Source organism: Aquiflexum sp. TKW24L (assembly GCF_023502205.1).
Taxonomy (GTDB): domain Bacteria; phylum Bacteroidota; class Bacteroidia; order Cytophagales; family Cyclobacteriaceae; genus Cognataquiflexum.
Map to the genome: position 1 here is coordinate 75,111 of NZ_JAMFLG010000013.1, position 16,660 is coordinate 91,770.

15 protein-coding genes are annotated in these 16,660 nt (G+C 41.8%); 5 read left to right on the forward strand and 10 right to left on the reverse strand.

The annotated features are described in order from the left end of the window. Positions 1 to 77 precede the first annotated feature (77 nt). On the reverse strand, positions 78 to 977 hold the full coding sequence (locus tag M3O96_RS10635) for a sugar phosphate isomerase/epimerase family protein (protein WP_249720497.1): 900 nt from the start codon (positions 975 to 977) through the stop codon (positions 78 to 80). Positions 978 to 983: 6 nt separating this feature from the next. Next, positions 984 to 2,306: an acetylxylan esterase gene (locus tag M3O96_RS10640; protein ID WP_249720499.1), complete on the reverse strand. Its 1,323-nt coding sequence runs from the start codon at positions 2,304 to 2,306 to the stop codon at positions 984 to 986. Between the two features lie 330 nt (positions 2,307 to 2,636). Here M3O96_RS10640 and M3O96_RS10645 point away from each other — a divergent pair, with 330 nt between their 5' ends. Further along, positions 2,637 to 4,673: a S9 family peptidase gene (locus tag M3O96_RS10645; RefSeq protein ID WP_249720501.1), complete on the forward strand. Its 2,037-nt coding sequence runs from the start codon at positions 2,637 to 2,639 to the stop codon at positions 4,671 to 4,673. A gap of 218 nt (positions 4,674 to 4,891) precedes the next feature. Here the strand turns inward: M3O96_RS10645 and M3O96_RS10650 are convergent, their stop codons facing one another. The 5 genes from M3O96_RS10650 to M3O96_RS10670 all read right to left on the reverse strand — a co-directional run bounded on the left by M3O96_RS10650 (position 4,892) and on the right by M3O96_RS10670 (position 11,081). Further along, entirely contained in the window at positions 4,892 to 5,068 is a 177-nt protein-coding gene (locus M3O96_RS10650) for a hypothetical protein (RefSeq protein WP_249720503.1), read from the reverse strand. Positions 5,069 to 5,073: 5 nt separating this feature from the next. After that, the gene (locus M3O96_RS10655; RefSeq protein WP_249720504.1) at positions 5,074 to 5,601 is read right to left on the reverse strand and encodes a hypothetical protein; all 528 of its coding nucleotides are present in this window, start codon (positions 5,599 to 5,601) and stop codon (positions 5,074 to 5,076) included. Positions 5,602 to 5,910: 309 nt separating this feature from the next. Continuing rightward, positions 5,911 to 6,555 carry a hypothetical protein gene (locus M3O96_RS10660; RefSeq protein ID WP_249720505.1) on the reverse strand — a complete coding sequence of 215 codons (645 nt, stop codon included), beginning with the start codon at positions 6,553 to 6,555 and terminating at the stop codon, positions 5,911 to 5,913. A gap of 254 nt (positions 6,556 to 6,809) precedes the next feature. Next, positions 6,810 to 10,079 carry a S41 family peptidase gene (locus M3O96_RS10665; RefSeq protein WP_249720507.1) on the reverse strand — a complete coding sequence of 1,090 codons (3,270 nt, stop codon included), beginning with the start codon at positions 10,077 to 10,079 and terminating at the stop codon, positions 6,810 to 6,812. A 105-nt stretch (positions 10,080 to 10,184) separates the two neighbouring features. Beyond that, entirely contained in the window at positions 10,185 to 11,081 is an 897-nt protein-coding gene (locus tag M3O96_RS10670; protein WP_249720509.1) for an alpha/beta hydrolase, read from the reverse strand. A 222-nt stretch (positions 11,082 to 11,303) separates the two neighbouring features. Between M3O96_RS10670 and M3O96_RS10675 the strand changes: the two genes are divergently transcribed. Beyond that, the gene (locus M3O96_RS10675) at positions 11,304 to 11,498 is read left to right on the forward strand and encodes a type II toxin-antitoxin system VapB family antitoxin (protein WP_249720511.1); all 195 of its coding nucleotides are present in this window, start codon (positions 11,304 to 11,306) and stop codon (positions 11,496 to 11,498) included. Then, positions 11,498 to 11,893, forward strand: coding sequence for a PIN domain-containing protein (locus tag M3O96_RS10680; RefSeq protein WP_249720513.1), 396 nt, complete (start codon positions 11,498 to 11,500; stop codon positions 11,891 to 11,893). The genes M3O96_RS10675 and M3O96_RS10680 overlap by 1 nt, the downstream gene beginning before the upstream one ends. 37 nt (positions 11,894 to 11,930) lie before the next feature. On the opposite strand, the gene M3O96_RS10685 is transcribed toward M3O96_RS10680, so the two are convergent. Next, positions 11,931 to 13,349, reverse strand: coding sequence for a DUF1593 domain-containing protein (locus M3O96_RS10685; protein WP_249720515.1), 1,419 nt, complete (start codon positions 13,347 to 13,349; stop codon positions 11,931 to 11,933). Between the two features lie 179 nt (positions 13,350 to 13,528). Between M3O96_RS10685 and M3O96_RS10690 the strand changes: the two genes are divergently transcribed. Continuing rightward, the gene (locus M3O96_RS10690) at positions 13,529 to 14,566 is read left to right on the forward strand and encodes a hypothetical protein (RefSeq protein WP_249720517.1); all 1,038 of its coding nucleotides are present in this window, start codon (positions 13,529 to 13,531) and stop codon (positions 14,564 to 14,566) included. 66 nt (positions 14,567 to 14,632) lie between these two features. Here the strand turns inward: M3O96_RS10690 and M3O96_RS10695 are convergent, their stop codons facing one another. Beyond that, the gene (locus M3O96_RS10695; protein ID WP_249720519.1) at positions 14,633 to 15,070 is read right to left on the reverse strand and encodes a PIN domain-containing protein; all 438 of its coding nucleotides are present in this window, start codon (positions 15,068 to 15,070) and stop codon (positions 14,633 to 14,635) included. After that, on the reverse strand, positions 15,067 to 15,270 hold the full coding sequence (locus M3O96_RS10700; protein WP_249720520.1) for a hypothetical protein: 204 nt from the start codon (positions 15,268 to 15,270) through the stop codon (positions 15,067 to 15,069). Before M3O96_RS10700 ends, M3O96_RS10695 begins: the two co-directional genes overlap by 4 nt. Positions 15,271 to 15,454: 184 nt before the next feature. Between M3O96_RS10700 and M3O96_RS10705 the strand changes: the two genes are divergently transcribed. Further along, the gene (locus M3O96_RS10705; protein ID WP_249720522.1) at positions 15,455 to 16,498 is read left to right on the forward strand and encodes a ThuA domain-containing protein; all 1,044 of its coding nucleotides are present in this window, start codon (positions 15,455 to 15,457) and stop codon (positions 16,496 to 16,498) included. Positions 16,499 to 16,660: the final 162 nt, after the last annotated feature.

The window sequence follows — 16,660 nt, forward strand, 5'->3', positions numbered from 1 at the left end:
AGTATTATTACTTCAATGATTAATTGCACTTCGGAAGTACTGAAGGTTCTATTTCTTTGTGTAATATTCCTGAGGACCTACCTCTCGTATTTTTGAAATAGATCATAAGCCCTGTTCAAGTCCTGAATGAGGGTTAGTTCATTTCTGGGAGGTGCCATTTCGATCAGTAGATAACCCTCATAATTATATTCAAGCATTTTTTGGACTACCGCATCATTTTGGGTAACCCCTTCACCAAAATTGACCACTTTATGGATACCAAATTTTTCGGTATCCTTGAGGTCAATGTGTAGGATTTTGGAGTGGAAAGTTTCTACTACTTCCAACAAATTGATATTGGATCCATCAAAATGGGCATTGTCCATGCACATCCCAACATGGGAGGAATCTACTGCTTCAAATATCCTATGATAATCATCGAGCGTTTCAATGTTATTATTCGCATGATTTTCTACCAAAATCAGTACATCCATCTCCTCGGCTGCAGGAGCAATTTCTTTCAAACAGGAAATGACAGCATCCAAACCGCCTTCCTTTCCCCGTGTTGCTCCGGTAAATTTAACTCTCCGGCAGCCTAGCTCTTTTGCGGCCTGCATGTTCCACAACTTATGTGACACATCTTTGACAATATTTCCATCTGCACCAAATGAACTTCCCTGAACGCAAACCGGGGTTAGACCAAACTGAGTGCACCTTTCTTTGATATTCCTGATTCCATTTGGAGTCAAAGTCTGCCCATACCAGCAATTGAACTCTACATTTTTGAATGGTAGCTGAGGGAGGATTTGAAATGCCTCTTCGAAGTTCTGATCCCCAAATCCATCCATAGTGATGGTGGCAATGGCGAGCTCTACTTTTTTGACGCTAGTATGATAAGTGTTTGAGGATGCTGATAATTGGTCAGGCATAAGTCCCAAGCCGGCAATTCCAATTCCAGCTTTTATGAGAAAATCCCTCCTGTTTGTTGAATTTTCCATATTTCTCTATTTCCCTAACTTTCCAAAAATCCAGTCGTCGGCTTTTTTACCTTGTTCGGGAAATGTCCAATGGCCTGTTTCAGGAACCACAAAAACATCTTTGGAAGCTTTGATTTCATTGAAAGCGGAATAGTAGGAAGTGGGCGGACAGGTATCGTCATTGTAACCCCAAGTATAAAATCCCGGTGTTTTCAGGATTCTCGCAAAATTGACCACATCATAATAACCGATGGTTTCGATGACTTCGGGCTTGTTGAAATATTGGAGGTTGTTGCCTCCAAAGACATGAGGCCAACCACCTGCCCTACCCTCGAGATAGCCCGTCATGTCACTCATGGCAGGATACATGGCAGTAAGGAATTTGATCCTGGGATCCAACGCCGCTGTAATGATCGACAACGCGCCTCCCTGACTTCCGCCTTGGATACCTAGATTTTTGCCGTCATATTCCGGTAGTGAAACCAAAAAGTCAACCGCGCGGATACAACCCAAATAGACCCTTTTGTAATAATAAAGGTCCTTGTCCCAGATATTGAACATCGGATAACCATTCAGCGCACCGGAACTTAGGTTATTATATACTTCCTGATTCATGTCAATTGGTATCCCGTGGATACCGATCTGCAAGGTAATCGCGCCACGGACAGCCTTATTGACATCACCGAAATAGGGCCGGATACCTGCACCAGGAACCAACAAAATTGCAGGAGATTTTTCGCCTCCTTTTGGAACTGTAAGGACGCCATAAATCCTGCTGTTGCGCACATTTTGAAAATTCACATGGTAGACATCTACCTTATCGGTGCTTTTTTCGGGCTGATGAATCATCTTGGCATCCATCGGAATTTTAGCAAGCTCAGCTTTTCCTGTATTCCAAAACTCCTCAAAATCCTTGGGCATCTTGACCGTTGGTTTGATTTTTTCAGGTTCAAATCCTGCGGTTCCTATTCCTCTGTATTCTTTTCCATCAATGGTCGCAAAAACCTCGCACCTGAGGAATCCCGGATTTTTCATGGTGAATTTTTCGATAGTTGCCTTTCCATCTTTCAGTTTCAAGGAGCCTTCTTTGATCGGTTCCATTTTTTCTTCTTTGACCACATAGCGGACATTTTCTACTGCTACCGGTCGACCTGATTGAGTGACGGACACTGAGAATTCAACATTTTGACCTGTCTTATAGGTCCAATCTTCTCTGTCTGGGACGACAGAGATTTCGAGAAACTGCCTTGGGATCTGGGAAAAAGATTCAAAAGAAATGCTAAAGCAAAGCAGAAGCAGCATCCCAAAATGGAAATGCAGGTTTGGTTTGAAAGTTGATTTTTGATACATGGTCATTTTGGTTTGTCGAAGTAATATACTTTGAAATATGGTTGCTTGCAATTCTTAACCTTTGTCAATAATAAGGCAATTAGATACTCATTGATATTGAGATATTTTTTGATATTGCTCCAGCTCTCAATTTTTTCTTTAACATTTACTGTCCCTGATAAAGCTTATTTTGTACTTCTTTTAATTATCTCAAAGAATTTGAAAGGAACCTTATAATTCTTTTTTTCAACACTTGTTGTGATATTTCATTTTAGGCTATTAAAAAGGAATGCCTTACCTTATATTTAATTTCCATAATAACACTATCATCCACCAGCCAAACTCTCCCTCATGAAACGCATAGTAAGCTACTTACCCATTTTATTACTCCTTTTTTCCTTTGAGACTTTTGGACAGACAAAATCTAACCTGACACTTTTGGATCTTTTTGATCTGGAATATGTCTCCGATCCGCAGATATCACCGGACGGCAGCAAGATCATCTATGTCCGCAATTTCAAGGATATCATGACCGACAGTGATCTCTCCAATCTCTGGATGGTAAATTTTGACGGAAGTCAAAACAGGCCGCTGACCCAAGGCAATCAGCGGGATTTTATGCCGAGATGGTCACATGACGGGAGTAAGATTGTATTCAAATCCAATATGCAGGATGAAAAAATGAAACTTTTCTTGATGTGGCTTGACACGAAAGAGACTGTGGCTTTGACCAATTCGGCAATTGCGCCTGGAGAAGTATCGTGGTCAGCGGATGACAAACAGCTTGCGTTTTCCATGTTTGTCCCAAAAGAAAACAAGTCAACATTGCTTAAAATCCCCACCAAACCTGAGGGAGCAAAATGGAACGATGCGCCGATTTACATCGATCAGATGATTTACAGGAGCGATGGTGCGGGCTACTTAAAAAGCGGGAACACACAGATTTTTACTTTGGGAATCGACGGCGGAAAACCTACCCAACTCACTTTCTCAGAATTGAACCATGGAAATCCAATTTGGTCCAAAGACGGAAAGTCGCTCATCTTTTCTGCAAACCTCCACGAAAAGCATGAACTCGAACCCTTGAATTCTGAAGTTTACCAACTCACCATTGCTGACGGAAAAATCACTCCTTTGACCAAAAGATTTGGGCCTGACTCCAATCCTGTATTGTCTCCTGATGGCAGCAAAATCGCCTATTTGGGATTTGACGACAGGTTTCAGGGATATCAGGTGACCAAACTCTATGTGATGAACGCCGACGGAACAGACTCCAAAATTCTTGGAGGTGACCTTGACCGAGACATTGAAAATATCATTTGGGAAGGAAACGGCAGAGGAATTTATTTCCAATATGGTGAACACGGAGATATCAAAATAGGCCATGTTGCCTTGACAGGAAAAGTCCGGACCATCACCAATGGACTTGGTGGCTTGGATTTAGGAAGACCATATGTTGTGGGCCAATTTACAGTATCTGCCAACAACAGATTTTCTTATACCTTGGGCGGAACAGAACATCCGGCGGATTTGGGTACTTGGGGAGATGGAAATACCAACAGGCTTACAAGAGTCAATGAGGATTTATTCAATTCAAGAAAAATTGGCAGTGTAGAAGAAATCTGGTGGGAATCGTCTTTTGACAAAAGGAAAGTACAGGGATGGATCATCACGCCGCCTGATTTTGACCCAAACAAAAAATACCCGATGATCCTCGAAATCCATGGTGGTCCATTCACGATGTACGGCAAATCATTCACTTATGAATTGCAATCAATGGCTGCCGCCGGCTATGTCGTGCTCTATACCAATCCTAGAGGAAGCACCGGATATGGAGAAGAATTTGGGAACCTGATCCACCACAATTACCCGAGCAACGACTATGATGACTTGATGTCGGGCGTAGATGCGGTGATTGCAAAAGGATATATTGATACCAAAAACCTGTTTGTTACCGGAGGAAGCGGTGGGGGTGTTTTGACCGCTTGGATTATTGGAAAAACAGACCGATTCAAAGCTGCCGTAGTTGCCAAGCCTGTCATCAATTGGTATAGCCATTCCCTCTATGCTGATAATCCGGCGTTCTTTACCAAGTATTGGTTCCCGGGAAAACCTTGGGAAGAAACTGAAAATTATATGAAGCGCTCCCCGATCTCCTTGGTCGGCAATGTCAAAACCCCTACCATGCTGCTGACAGGAGAATCAGATTTCAGAACACCCATCGGAGAATCTGAGCAATATTATGCGGCATTGAAGCTAGAAGAAGTCGAAACAGCCATGGTCAGAATCCCAAATGCTTCGCATGGATTGGTGGACAAGCCAAGTATGCTGATGAGCAAAGTTGCGGCAATATTGAGCTGGTTTGACCATTATAAAGAGAAGCCTTGATTTTCCCTCTAGGCGTAGTTTGTAACTACGCCTTTTTATGATTTTGAATTTGTAATTCTACCTTTTCAATAATAACTTAAAATTGTTTTGATATAGCCAGATTCCCAATCAAATTAGAAGGATAATAGGGAGTTACTTGCCGATAGCGATTAGGCATCCTCCCAATTCATCATTAATCGTTAAAAACCTCCCAAGTGGGGATTTTTTTGCCCTGATCGCTATGTTAATGATTTTGACCGCTTCGCTGCACTTTTTCTTTTCTTTTCGTTCGCGTTGGTAGCTGCCTGTTTCTTTTTAGCAAAAAAATCATGAAGCGCTATTTCCTCTTCATGCGTCAAGGAATCGTCTTGCCCACCAATATAATCAACATCCAATGCTTCTTTTCGGGTCTTCATAATGATCAATTTTTAAAGTACTTGTCGATAAGTTTCAATGCGGATTTTGTTTCGATAATCATCACTCTTCCTCCAAAGTGGAATGCGCCAAGTGTCTTTTCATAGTGGTAGATAAGTTGGGTCTTGGAGATGAACGAAACGTTGCCTTCATATCCTCTTTGAAACGAAAGCCGGCAAGCAAAAGCTACCAAATTTCCTGCGACACCGGCATACACTTTTGATTTTCCTTTGTTGAACGGAGCATTCTCTACCAAGTGCATGTAAACGTGGTCGCTCTTTACCTCCACACTAATAAGTCCTTGGATAATTTCCGGGTTGTGGACAATTGTTAGTTTGTAAGTCTCTCGTTTGGGGTTTTTAAATTCTTTTTTCCATTCGAAAAGCCAGCCTTTTTTTTTGCTGACAGTTTTCATGTCTTGATTTGTCAAGACCGATATATCGGTGGGAAAGCTGTCGCCCGTTATTACATTCTCAATAGAGTTGGTTAATTTGTCGATTACAAAACTGAGACCTTTACTTGACTTGTATTTCACAAAGCTAATTTACGAAAAAATATCCTGTATAACATTGGCATTTGGGGGTTATGGGACCGAAACCCCTTCTGGGGATAGAATGGCGTCGATGATGGGTGTAGATTGAATCTACACCTTTTTATTTAATAGAATTTGTAATTCCATTTATCTGGAAATATCTTTCCTTAGATCGTTTGGGTTAATAGTCCAATTGTATCCCGATGGCTGGTTGACGGAAAAAATATAAGGGTGGAATTACGTGCCGATAGCTATCGGCAGCCACCCAGTCCATCATCAATCGCTAAACTACGTCTAGGCGTTTTTTGACCACTATAAAGCAAAACCCTGATTTTCCCATCTTGTTAAAATCAGATTTTCCCTGATCAGTTTTTTGATCGCAGAAATATTGGCATAGTCAATATTCTTGCCTTCGAAAAACGCGGGAAGATCAGTCATGTGGGTAATCACCTGATCCAATTCTGGATTTTTAATTCCCGATTTCAACAGTTGCCTCCTGAGCTCGACCATCAGAGCCAAAAGGCTCCAGTTCTCAAAATCTCCATTGAGGTAATCGCCACCTTTGCCTAAAGTCTTATCCAAACCTAAGGCGATTTCCCGGACATCATCTATACTCGCCGTGACTAGAATCTGGGCATCTTCACCTTTTTTATCACTGAGTTCATCGATAAAATATATCACCCGATTGAACTTGTAGCTGATTTCCAAATCCAGTTTTTCCACCAATTCGGTTCGGGATTTTAGGTCTTCTTTTTTCTCTTTATAATCATCATAGGCCACCACCCCACCGGAGAGGAAAACAGCAGACAATATCCAAAGTCCGAGTTTGCTGTTGAAAAAATAAATCACTTTCCCCCATCCTATCTTTTTATCAGCTTCATTTTGAAGTTTTTCCCTGACTTCAAACCGGCAAGTTTCCCTCAACCTGATGCGTTCTATTTCCTTTTCTGACAGCATATTAAAATCAATTTTTGGATTATTGATTTGAATTTATTGGAAAAAAAATTAGGGTTAAATGATTATTTGCCAATAATCCAAAAATCCTTACCAATCAGGACAGAAAACCCCGGTGTAAAAAAAAATCCCAATTCTGGCAAGAAGAGATCTTGCCGGAATTGGGATGGGAATTTTAATATTACTTTCTAGCCCCTGCTTGTGTCTTCACAAGCAGCACCCCTCAATTGAAATCCCAATTGAGGGGTACTTTAATATTACTTCTTCTTCATTCCTTTCGCCGTCCTGTCTTCATAGGCCGGAGCAGGAGTCATGGTAGATGGATTGGTAGGAATGAGTTTTAAAACTTCCTGCACTACCCTTTCCATCTGAGGATCTCTTCCCTGCATCATCAGGTTGGGATCATCCCACACGACGATATCCGGGCTTACACCTTCTCCTTCCCAAAACCAATGTCCGGCATTGTCATAGAGTCTGGCATCCGGAACGGTGATTCCACCACCGTCTATCAACTGATGTCCTGTAGCCGGTCCAACCAAAATTCCCAAAGTATTTTCACCTACAATCGGTCCTGCCTTCAACACTTTGAAAGCCCAAGGAAGCCCATCGCCGCCCGATCCTGCCCAACCGTTAATCAACATGCCCATCGGCCCGGTATTGGCTTTGATCGGGTTGGTATGGTCACGGCCATGTCTCCAATGCAGGTTATAGACTACCGGTCTTTGGAGCAATTCCAAAAATCTGTCTGCCAATTGCCCTCCGCCGTTGAATCTCTCATCGATGATAAAACCTTTTTTGTCCAGTTGGCCATAATACATGCTGACCAATTCCCGCTGACCGTCACCTGCTGTATTGGACATGTAGACATAGCCAAGCTGTCCGTCGGAAAGCTTTTCGACAAGTTTTCTATTATTCTCCAGCCACTCGAGATACCTAAGGTTTGACTCTTCGCCCGGAGTTAGACAGGTGATAACCACGTCTTTGCTAGATTCGGAATTGCCATTTTTCTGACCCACTGTCAAGGAAACAGTCTTTCCGCTCAAACCTTCAAATGCCGCATAAGGATCTTTTTTGGGATCGAGCTTGATGCCATTGACAGCAAGGATGAAATCACCTTCCTTCACCTCCACGCCTGACCTGTCAAAAGGCGACCTTACTTCGGTATTCCAGGCAGCAGGTTTTACAATCCTCTTTATTTTATATCGGTCTCCGTCTTTTGCCCACTCGATTCCAAGAAATCCTGTCATCAATGGGGTGACTGATTCCACATCACCGCCATTGGTATAGGTATGTCCTGCGGCAAGTTCTGCCTGCATGTTGGATTGGATATTGGTGATGTCCCAACGGGTTCTGGCATCCTTTATCAAAGCTCCATAACGCTTCCTCATATCGTCCCAATCCACACCCTGCATATTGGGATCGTAGAAGAAATCCCTGTACCGTCTCCAGGTATCATTGAAAATCTGATTCCATTCTTCCCTAGCCACCCAGTTCATCACAAGCCCATTGGTAGGGATCGGCTTTTCCATTTTTTGTGCTGCATTTGCTGCAATGATTCCAAACTGACCATTGCTAGAAATCAAAATGGATTTGCCGTCAGCAGACACAACATAGTTGTTCACCTTATCCAAAATGGTTTTTTCCTCCCTCTCCTTGATATCATAATACATCAAAGTTGAGCCATTGTCTCCCGATCCGGTTCTAGGGTACCGCATGAAAACCAATTTGTCGTCGATGGCTGTCATCTTTCCAAAATTCCCCGGCTTGACAGGAAGAATAACCACCCTAGACTCCAATCCATCAAAATCGATGGATACCTGTACGCCATTGGCCTTCTTTTCTTCCGGTTTCTTTTCGTCAGGCTTCTTATCTGCAGTTACTGTAATGGTGTCATTTTTTGGAGCCAAAAGAGAAGCCACAGATTTGCTTAAGCTGATTGCCCCGATTTGGGTCGCGTTGGGATATACCCATGTGCCGTCACCCAAAGCTGAGTAAACAGGATCCATATTCCGGTTGGTCTGGAAAAAGAGGTATTTTCCGTCTTTACTGAATGTCGGAGAATCATCTGAATAATACCCTGAAGTCGCCTGAGTCAATTTGTTTCCTTCTACATCGTAGATGAAAATGGCGGTATTGGCATTTTCAAGACCAATCGGGAAAGTAACATATTTAGAATCCGGAGACCAAGAGATCGGAAAACCGGGTGCTCCACCATGTCCGATGACCCAATGGGTATTGCCTCCTTTTTTGATCTGACCCGACACCGCATCTACTATGGAGATATCGTGCTTTTCATCTATGAAAGCTAATTTTTTGCTATCAGGAGACCAATGCAAGGTGTATCCAAATCCACCTTTTCGGTCCGTAAGTTTTTTGGCTTCCTGATTTCCTTGGGTACTTTGAAGGTATATTTCATTTTCCCCTGATCGGTCGCTCCAATAGGCAACTGATTTGCCGTCAGGTGACCAGGCAGGGCTGTGGTCCAAAGCACCGCTTGATTGGGTCATGTTGAGGGTGAAACCTTCCTTCGAAGGGACATTGAACAGCTCGCCTCTCGCCTGAAAAACAACCCTTTTGGCATCCGGAGAAACAGTCATATTGGCGATGTTTTTGCTCACATCTTTCTGTTGGGCCATTTCTACAGAAAGGTCACTGACTACATGGACATCTACTTTTTTGTAGTTTTTGGTAGCAAGGTCCATCAGGTACAGGTCTCCGCCCATTTCAAAAACCAATTCCTTTTCACTTGCTGATAGGTAAGAAATATCAAAATCCTTGAAATTAGTTAGCTGGGAAAGGGCTTTGGTTTTGGTATCATAAGCCCAAATATTCAACCGCATGTCAGGATTATCATCCGAAAGGAAATAAACCGTATTGCCCGACCAAGCCGGTTTGCCGTCAATAGCTATCCTGTTGGTGACATTTTCGACCTTTTTGGAATCCATATCATAGATAAGGATATCGGAGTTGTTACCGCTGCGGATTCTTTTGAAAGGATAATTTTCAGTGATTTTGGTGATGTAGGCCAACTGCTTTCCATCAGGTGAAAAACTTGCCAATTCTCCATAAGGCAAAGGCAACTTCTCAGGAAAACCACCTTCTTTGTTGACCAGGAAAAACTGGTTCAGCAGTCTGCGTCCGCCCAATTCCCCGGTGGATGCGATTAGTAATTGTTTGCCGTCCGGATGCCAATCGATCATGCGATCAGGAAAAGACTTGTACGTGACGCGTGTCGGAATACCACCACTCACAGGCATCATGAAAACGTCGAGGTTTCCATTATAGCTAGCTGAAAATGCGATGGACTTTCCATCAGGGGAAAATCTCGGCCATGATTCTTCACCGGGCGAACTCGTCAATTGGGTGGCCATGCCTCCCGCTTTGGGAACGGTCCAGATATCTCCTCCAAATACAAAGGCAATCTGCGTATCGGAGACATCCATGTAGCGCATCAACTTCGCATTGATCTGGGCGAAGGATGGCAAAACTGTACAGATAAAAAAGAGTAATGTGAAAATGTTTTTCATAGTGGTTTGGGTTTTGGTAATTTCCATAAGTTAGAAATTAAACCCGGCTTTTTTCCAAACCTTGTTATGAAATAGGGAAATTCTGGGGTAGAAAAAATAAAAACCTCAGAGGGCCTTCATCCATTTTTCTACGTCATCCATCCACCGGATTTCCGAGGTGGGATTGATCATACCGTATCCGTGACCGCCTTTTTCGAAGTAGGTATGGGCCACGGGAACATTATTTTGCTTCAATGCGGCTTCAAAAAGGTAAGAGTTCTCGATCCTGACAGGATCATCTTTCGCATGGACAAGGTAAGTTGGAGGCGTTTCGGTGGTGACTTGCTTGTCATTGGAATAAAGGTCGATCATACCTTGAGGCGGTTTTTCACCGATCAGGTTTTTGGAAGAACCACTGTGCCCTACTTCTTTATCAAAGGTAATCACAGGATACACCAAGACCATAAAATCAGGTCTCAGGCTGGTGTTTTTTGGATTTTCAATTACTTCTCTTTTGAAATGCGTGCCTGCTGTGGAAGCCAAATGTCCACCTGCTGAGAAGCCCATAATCCCGATCATTTTAGGATTCACATTCCATTTGGCTGCATTTTCCCGTACCATTTGGATAGCGCGCTGTGCATCCTGAAGCGGCCCTATGCTTTTGTCTTCCATGGCCAATCCATTTGGCAACCTGTATTTCAATACAAAAACAGCCACTCCCCTTTTGGCAAATTCCTTTGCCACATCATGGCCTTCATGCCCCGCCGCCAACAACCAATATCCGCCTCCGGGACAAATGATGATGGCTTTGCCTGTGGCCGACTCTTTGGTTGGCAGGTAAGCAGTCAGTGTGGGAACCGTGACTTTGCTTATGATCAAAATCCCATCCTCTCTTACCTCAGAAGTTTCTACATTGGGCACGTCCTTGGAATTGGGAATCGGTCCCTCATATAAAGGCATTTCGGTTTGGGAGAAAAGCAAAGATGACATGAGACAGAAGCAAAAAAGAAAAAGGTATTTCATGATTTGGGATATTTTGAAAGCTTTCAATTTACTTGGAATTTTTAAAATCTCAATTTTACATGTTATAAAAGGAAAGAATTTATCATAGTTAGTTTTTTGATCCCGTCTTTCATAGAATAATTTTTTTGGGTAAAATTTTGATTTTCTCTTTTCGATTTTATGTAAAGAAAATGAGTTTCATTACATTAGCATAATTAATTATGCTAATCCGCATCAAAATATATGAGAACCACATTAGAAATTCCTGAAGATCTTATAGAAGAGGCAATGAAGCTTACTGGGGCAAAAACAAAAAGCCAATTGATTACGGATGCTTTAAAAGAAAAAATTGAAAAAATAAAGAGGCAACGGCTTTTGACTTTTAAGGGTAAAATTGACCTGGACATAGATCTTGATGTACTTAGAGATAGAAAGTAATGTCAAGATATAAAGTACTGGTGGATAGTTCTGTTTGGATTGACTATTTTAGAACCCGTGATATACCTTATCTTGAACACCTTATCAAAGAGGATCTTATCTGTACAAATGATGTTATCCTTACAGAATTGATCCCTTCTTTACTCTTGCAAAAAAGAAAAGATATCGTGGAAAGTCTTTTAACAGTTGAAAATATTCAACTGGAAATTGATTGGGTAATAATTAGACAATATCAATTAATGAACATCAAAAACGGGATAAATAAAGTCGGGATTCCTGATTTATTAATTTTTCAACAAATTATCGATCAAAGGATAACCTTGTTTACGTTTGATAAGCATTTCAGACTCTTGAAAGGACTTCATCATTTTGATTTAGTTATGAATAGAAACTGATTTCATTCCTCTAAAATTATTTTGATATCATCATTTTTCACCTTTCCAACACCACCCTCCTATAAGATACCAAAGACGGACTTCCTGAATCCTCTACTTCGAGGATAATGTGCAAGGTTTGGCCCTCACCCAATTCAGGCATGACGAATTCAATGTCCATAGCGTGCGGATCGAATAATTCCAGGTCTCGGGTATATCCGCCAGCTTCCTTATATATCCACCACTTATACCTGATTTGGTCTCCGTCGGGATCCATGCTTCCCTTTGCAGAAAGTTTGACAGTTTTTCCCTTTTCAACTTTACCAAAAGCCAAAGCTTTTCCTTGGTTTCCATTCAGTACAACGACAGGATTGTGGTTTGCTTTTTTGAAATCATGGGTGATATTCCAGTCCATCCTTGCCGCAAAATCATGCTGATAGGCTTTTCTCCATCTCCAGATCGTAACCTGATTGGAAGCTTCCTTCCGGCCATCAGCTAAAATGATTTCATCTTGGGTATTGATGGAGGATGTCCATATTTTGGCCTTTTCTCCGTAAGACTGGTACCATTCATATCTCCCGGCCCAGCCGCCATAGGTAGGGCTTTTGTACCAACCCAAACCGTTATTGATCAAACCAAAAAAAGAAGGCGTATCCCCTTCCATAATATATATCACATCGAGGTAATTGGCGCCCAAAGGACCGTGGTTTTCCTTAATATTTGCATTCAACCATGGGTTGTCGACCAACTCAAAATCTACCATTTGGGCATTCTTGTACCAGCGGTCTCCTGAAATCCCCGTCCAAGTGGCTTTGTAATATTCCCTCGTATTGTCTCCTGCACTAGCATCCACGATATAAAAAATCCCCGGAAAATTATGCCTGACCCAAGGACCTGCAAAGTCCTGATCTGAGATGGCATAAACCCTGAGTTTGGCAAGAAATTTTGCAAGCTCAGTTTCAGACCTTGTATGCTGCACTTTCCAAAGTGCCTGTGCCAAACAATTGGCCCCACCCCAAACAGATACCCAAAGTGGCCTGTCATCTACCCTGTCCACGGCTTTGATCAGCATTTCCGAACCGGGAGAATCTTTGCCTTCTCCAACCCCATCCATGCTATACAATGGTAGATGCTGAGTCGTAACGCTGAGCAGATATTCCATCGTTGGAAATCCTTGGGCATGTTTGTCGAGATTTGATTGTACTTTTCCATAGTTCCGCACCAACTCTTCGATTTTATCTTTTCGGATATTGCTGCGTAGGTGTGTAGAAGTCGTGGCAACAATTCCCTCAATGTCATATTCATTAGCATATACCAGCAACCGTACCAACGATTGTTGGTCGTCAGGTTCATTGGTGATGTCAGTCAAGATAAAAACCCGCTGCTTGATAGGTTCTTCGAAAGTCAGGGGTGTTTGGGCAACAGTTATTCTCATCAAAAATAAAAGAATTAAGGTTATATAGAGTTTGGAGTGCATTTTTCAAGATTTTGGTTCAGATCAAAATATACAAAAAATCGTCAATACCCACTATCTTTTACTTTCAGGGTACTTGAAAATCAATAGACAACCCCAATTCATAAAAAACTTAACTGAAAAGGGCTTTTTTTGACAAAATTTAATAAAAGCATTTTGGAAAAACTCTATATTGAGTCAACATGGCAAGATTCTTTAACAATATCCGACAGAAACTTTTGGTTGAAAACAGATTTACCCGATACCTGATTTATGCGGTGGGAGAGATTTTTTTGGTAGTGGTAGGGATCATGATCGCTGTTAATTTCAATAACCAAAACAATGATAAAAAAACCAAAGCGGAGACAGACAGGCTGATTGCTGATCTTGAAAAAGGATTGAAAACCAATCAGTTTTTGCTTGATAGATTTACAGGGCGGTTTGATGCGCAAGATTCCATGATGGGGTTGCTGATAGATGGGGAACTGACGGAGGAAAACTTTAGACGCAACAGAATTCTGAATGATCTGATGGGTAACAGTACCCAATATGCCTGGCTTCAAGATGAGAATATCATTACCATCCTTCAAAAAGAAAGGGATTTTGAGCCTTCCTATAACCAACTCATCAAGCTGATAAAATCATACAAATCAAGACTCGATGACTTGGAAAAATCCGCCGAGGAATTGAATGAACTTTCCAATTGGAATGAAAAATTCATGGCGGATAATTTTGCATGGTACGCAAGCTCTACAAGAGAAGACCGAGACAAAAAGGTTCAATACTTCCTCCAAGACCCTTTTTACAAAAACAGGCTGAGCCTTTTTCGAAAAAAATTTGGTAACCAGATTTCTCATATCACCTCAATGGGAGCCATCCGCGCGGCCATTATGGGAGAGATTAAGCGGCTCAACGAAGGAATCACCAATGCGCAATTGGATGAATTTTTTAAGTCTCTAGGCATGAATCCCTTTCCCGAGTTGGCCTGCTCCGAACTGAACAGAGAATGGGAAGGCCGTTTTTCGGGATTGTCTTTTTTCCTTTTTTTCAATGGAACAAATGAAACTGTCACCATATACCGCCTCAGAGAAAATGTGGATGTATGGGAATCGTTCAAAATCAATCCGGGGGAATATGAAATCTTTGGTCAGGTTCCGGGTCGCGGGTTTATGATCGGTTCACCGGATTCCTGTCAGCAATTGTTTGTAGCCAAAAAACGAGGTTATCTATTGATTGAGTAGGGCATTATCATAGAAAAATTCTTACCAATGAGGATTTCGAGTTTGAGGGTGCCAATGCAATAACTTCTATTTATCTCTAATCATTTTAATCTGTTCGGTTCCAAGGATCCAATCAATATTCATTTTTTCCAATCCCCTTTTGAGTTTTTGATCACCAGTCCAAAGTGGGGATTTGAGTTCTAAACATAAGGCAATAAACGGAGTATCAAAGACATCGATGTTTTTTGTCAATTCAACCGCTTTAAGCCATGATTCTTTTGAAACGAGATCAAGATCGAATAATTCGATCTTCTTTAAAATCATTAATTTCAAAAAATCTATTTCATCTTCATCATATCCAGATAACCCAACTAATTTACTATGGTGCCGGTCTAATTCATCCATAATTATTGTTGGGGCAAAAAAATCAAATTGGTCAGAAGAGTTTAAAAGTAAATCACTAATAGCTCCATTTGGGCTCAAGATGCCGCTGAAGACGATATTTGTATCAACTACAACTATCACTTAATATATCGGCTTTTATTTTCTTCCCACCAAGAGGATTTTGACTGTTTAGCCAAATCATCGATTTGTTGCTGAGTCGCTTTACTTTTTGAGGTTATCTCACGGAATTTGATAAAATCTAAAAGCCGCTGTATACCAGTAAGGTCTGTTCCCCCATCAATCCTAATTACGATTTCATTGTCTCTTCTTTCGATTTCCATGTTTAAATTTAGGAATATTATTGAATCAAATTAAATCTTACATGAACATTCTCTGATGAATGAAGCTATGAATTTCTAAAATCATTTATAATTCCCATCAAATTTTTCTTTTTTCAAACCTACTTTCAAAGTATCTTTTGGAAAGTGAAAAGATCCTGAAATTTCCATAAAACCAAATAAACCTATGTCAACTCAAATTGTGGTTTCCCCAAAGTATTTTTCAAGCTATTTATTCTTAAGCCTAACCTTTTTCCTGATTTTCTCCATCAGTTGTCAGGCACAGCAAGGCAAAACCTGGTTACAGTTTGAAGGAAAATCCGGTCCTGGCAAGGGAAAACATATCGTCCTTGTCAGCGGCGATGATGAATACCGCTCAGAGGAAGGGATGCCCATGTTGGGCAAGTTATTGGCAGAACATTATGGGTTTACCTGCACGGTATTGTTCCCGATCGAACCCGAGACTGGCAATATCGTCCCTTCTTACCAAAACAACATTCCCGGATTGGAACATTTGGCAAAAGCCGATCTGATGATTTTGCTTACCAGATTCCGAGAATTGCCAGATGAGCAGACTAAATATTTCCACGACTTCATCATGGCAGGCAAACCGATCATCGGAATGCGGACTGCAACACATGCCTTCCACTACGAAAAAAACAAAAACAGTCCCTATGCCAAGTATGATTGGAGGAATAAAAGCACAGGCTGGGAAGGTGGATTTGGACAAAAAATTCTCGGCGAAACTTGGGTTGCCCATCATGGTGAGCATGCCAAAGAGGGTGCCCGTGCATTGATCGATGGTCCTGCCCAACTCGCAGACCATCCTATCCTTCGTGGAGTCAATGATATTTGGGCGGCGTCGGATGTGTATACTGTCAAGAACCTGACCCAAGATGCGCAAGTGCTTGTCTATGGCCAACCTACCAAAGGCATGACTCCCGATACGCCTTTGATCTGGGAAAAATCTGTGATGCCTATGGCTTGGACCAAAGATTATCAGGTAGAGGGAGGCAAAAAAGGAAAAGCATTCGCTACCACGATGGGGGCTTCTGTGGATTTGCAAAGTGATGACTTGAGGAGACTGATTGTGAATGCTGTTTTTTGGGGATTGGATATGTCGGACCAAATCACGCCTGAGCTGAACGTATCCATCGTCGGCAAATACGAACCCACCATGTTTGGGTTTGGGACATTCAGAAAAGGAATGAAAGTGGAAGATTTTAAATAATTTGTCATTGAGATCCTTCGTACCTCAGGATGGCGGAGAATTCCGTCATGCTGAACGTAGTGAAGCATCTCTATTAACTAAGACGTCTGCTCAATTAAACATCAAGCTTTGGAATAGACTGATCCTTGTCATCTCGACGAAGGAGAGATCTTTTAGGAGCAT

Bases quoted from the DNA above. Each gene is read 5' to 3' on its own strand.
- M3O96_RS10660 (WP_249720505.1), bottom strand. From the start codon at position 6,555: ATGCTGTCAGAAAAGGAAATAGAACGCATCAGGTTGAGGGAAACTTGC.
- M3O96_RS10700 (WP_249720520.1), bottom strand. From the start codon at position 15,270: ATGGAAATCGAAAGAAGAGACAATGAAATCGTAATTAGGATTGATGGG.
- M3O96_RS10690 (WP_249720517.1), top strand. From the start codon at position 13,529: ATGGCAAGATTCTTTAACAATATCCGACAGAAACTTTTGGTTGAAAAC.
- M3O96_RS10675 (WP_249720511.1), top strand. From the start codon at position 11,304: ATGAGAACCACATTAGAAATTCCTGAAGATCTTATAGAAGAGGCAATG.
- M3O96_RS10635 (WP_249720497.1), bottom strand. From the start codon at position 977: ATGGAAAATTCAACAAACAGGAGGGATTTTCTCATAAAAGCTGGAATT.
- M3O96_RS10670 (WP_249720509.1), bottom strand. From the start codon at position 11,081: ATGAAATACCTTTTTCTTTTTTGCTTCTGTCTCATGTCATCTTTGCTT.
- M3O96_RS10685 (WP_249720515.1), bottom strand. From the start codon at position 13,349: ATGCACTCCAAACTCTATATAACCTTAATTCTTTTATTTTTGATGAGA.
- M3O96_RS10665 (WP_249720507.1), bottom strand. From the start codon at position 10,079: ATGAAAAACATTTTCACATTACTCTTTTTTATCTGTACAGTTTTGCCA.
- M3O96_RS10640 (WP_249720499.1), bottom strand. From the start codon at position 2,306: ATGTATCAAAAATCAACTTTCAAACCAAACCTGCATTTCCATTTTGGG.
- M3O96_RS10645 (WP_249720501.1), top strand. From the start codon at position 2,637: ATGAAACGCATAGTAAGCTACTTACCCATTTTATTACTCCTTTTTTCC.
- M3O96_RS10650 (WP_249720503.1), bottom strand. From the start codon at position 5,068: ATGAAGACCCGAAAAGAAGCATTGGATGTTGATTATATTGGTGGGCAA.
- M3O96_RS10705 (WP_249720522.1), top strand. From the start codon at position 15,455: ATGTCAACTCAAATTGTGGTTTCCCCAAAGTATTTTTCAAGCTATTTA.
- M3O96_RS10680 (WP_249720513.1), top strand. From the start codon at position 11,498: ATGTCAAGATATAAAGTACTGGTGGATAGTTCTGTTTGGATTGACTAT.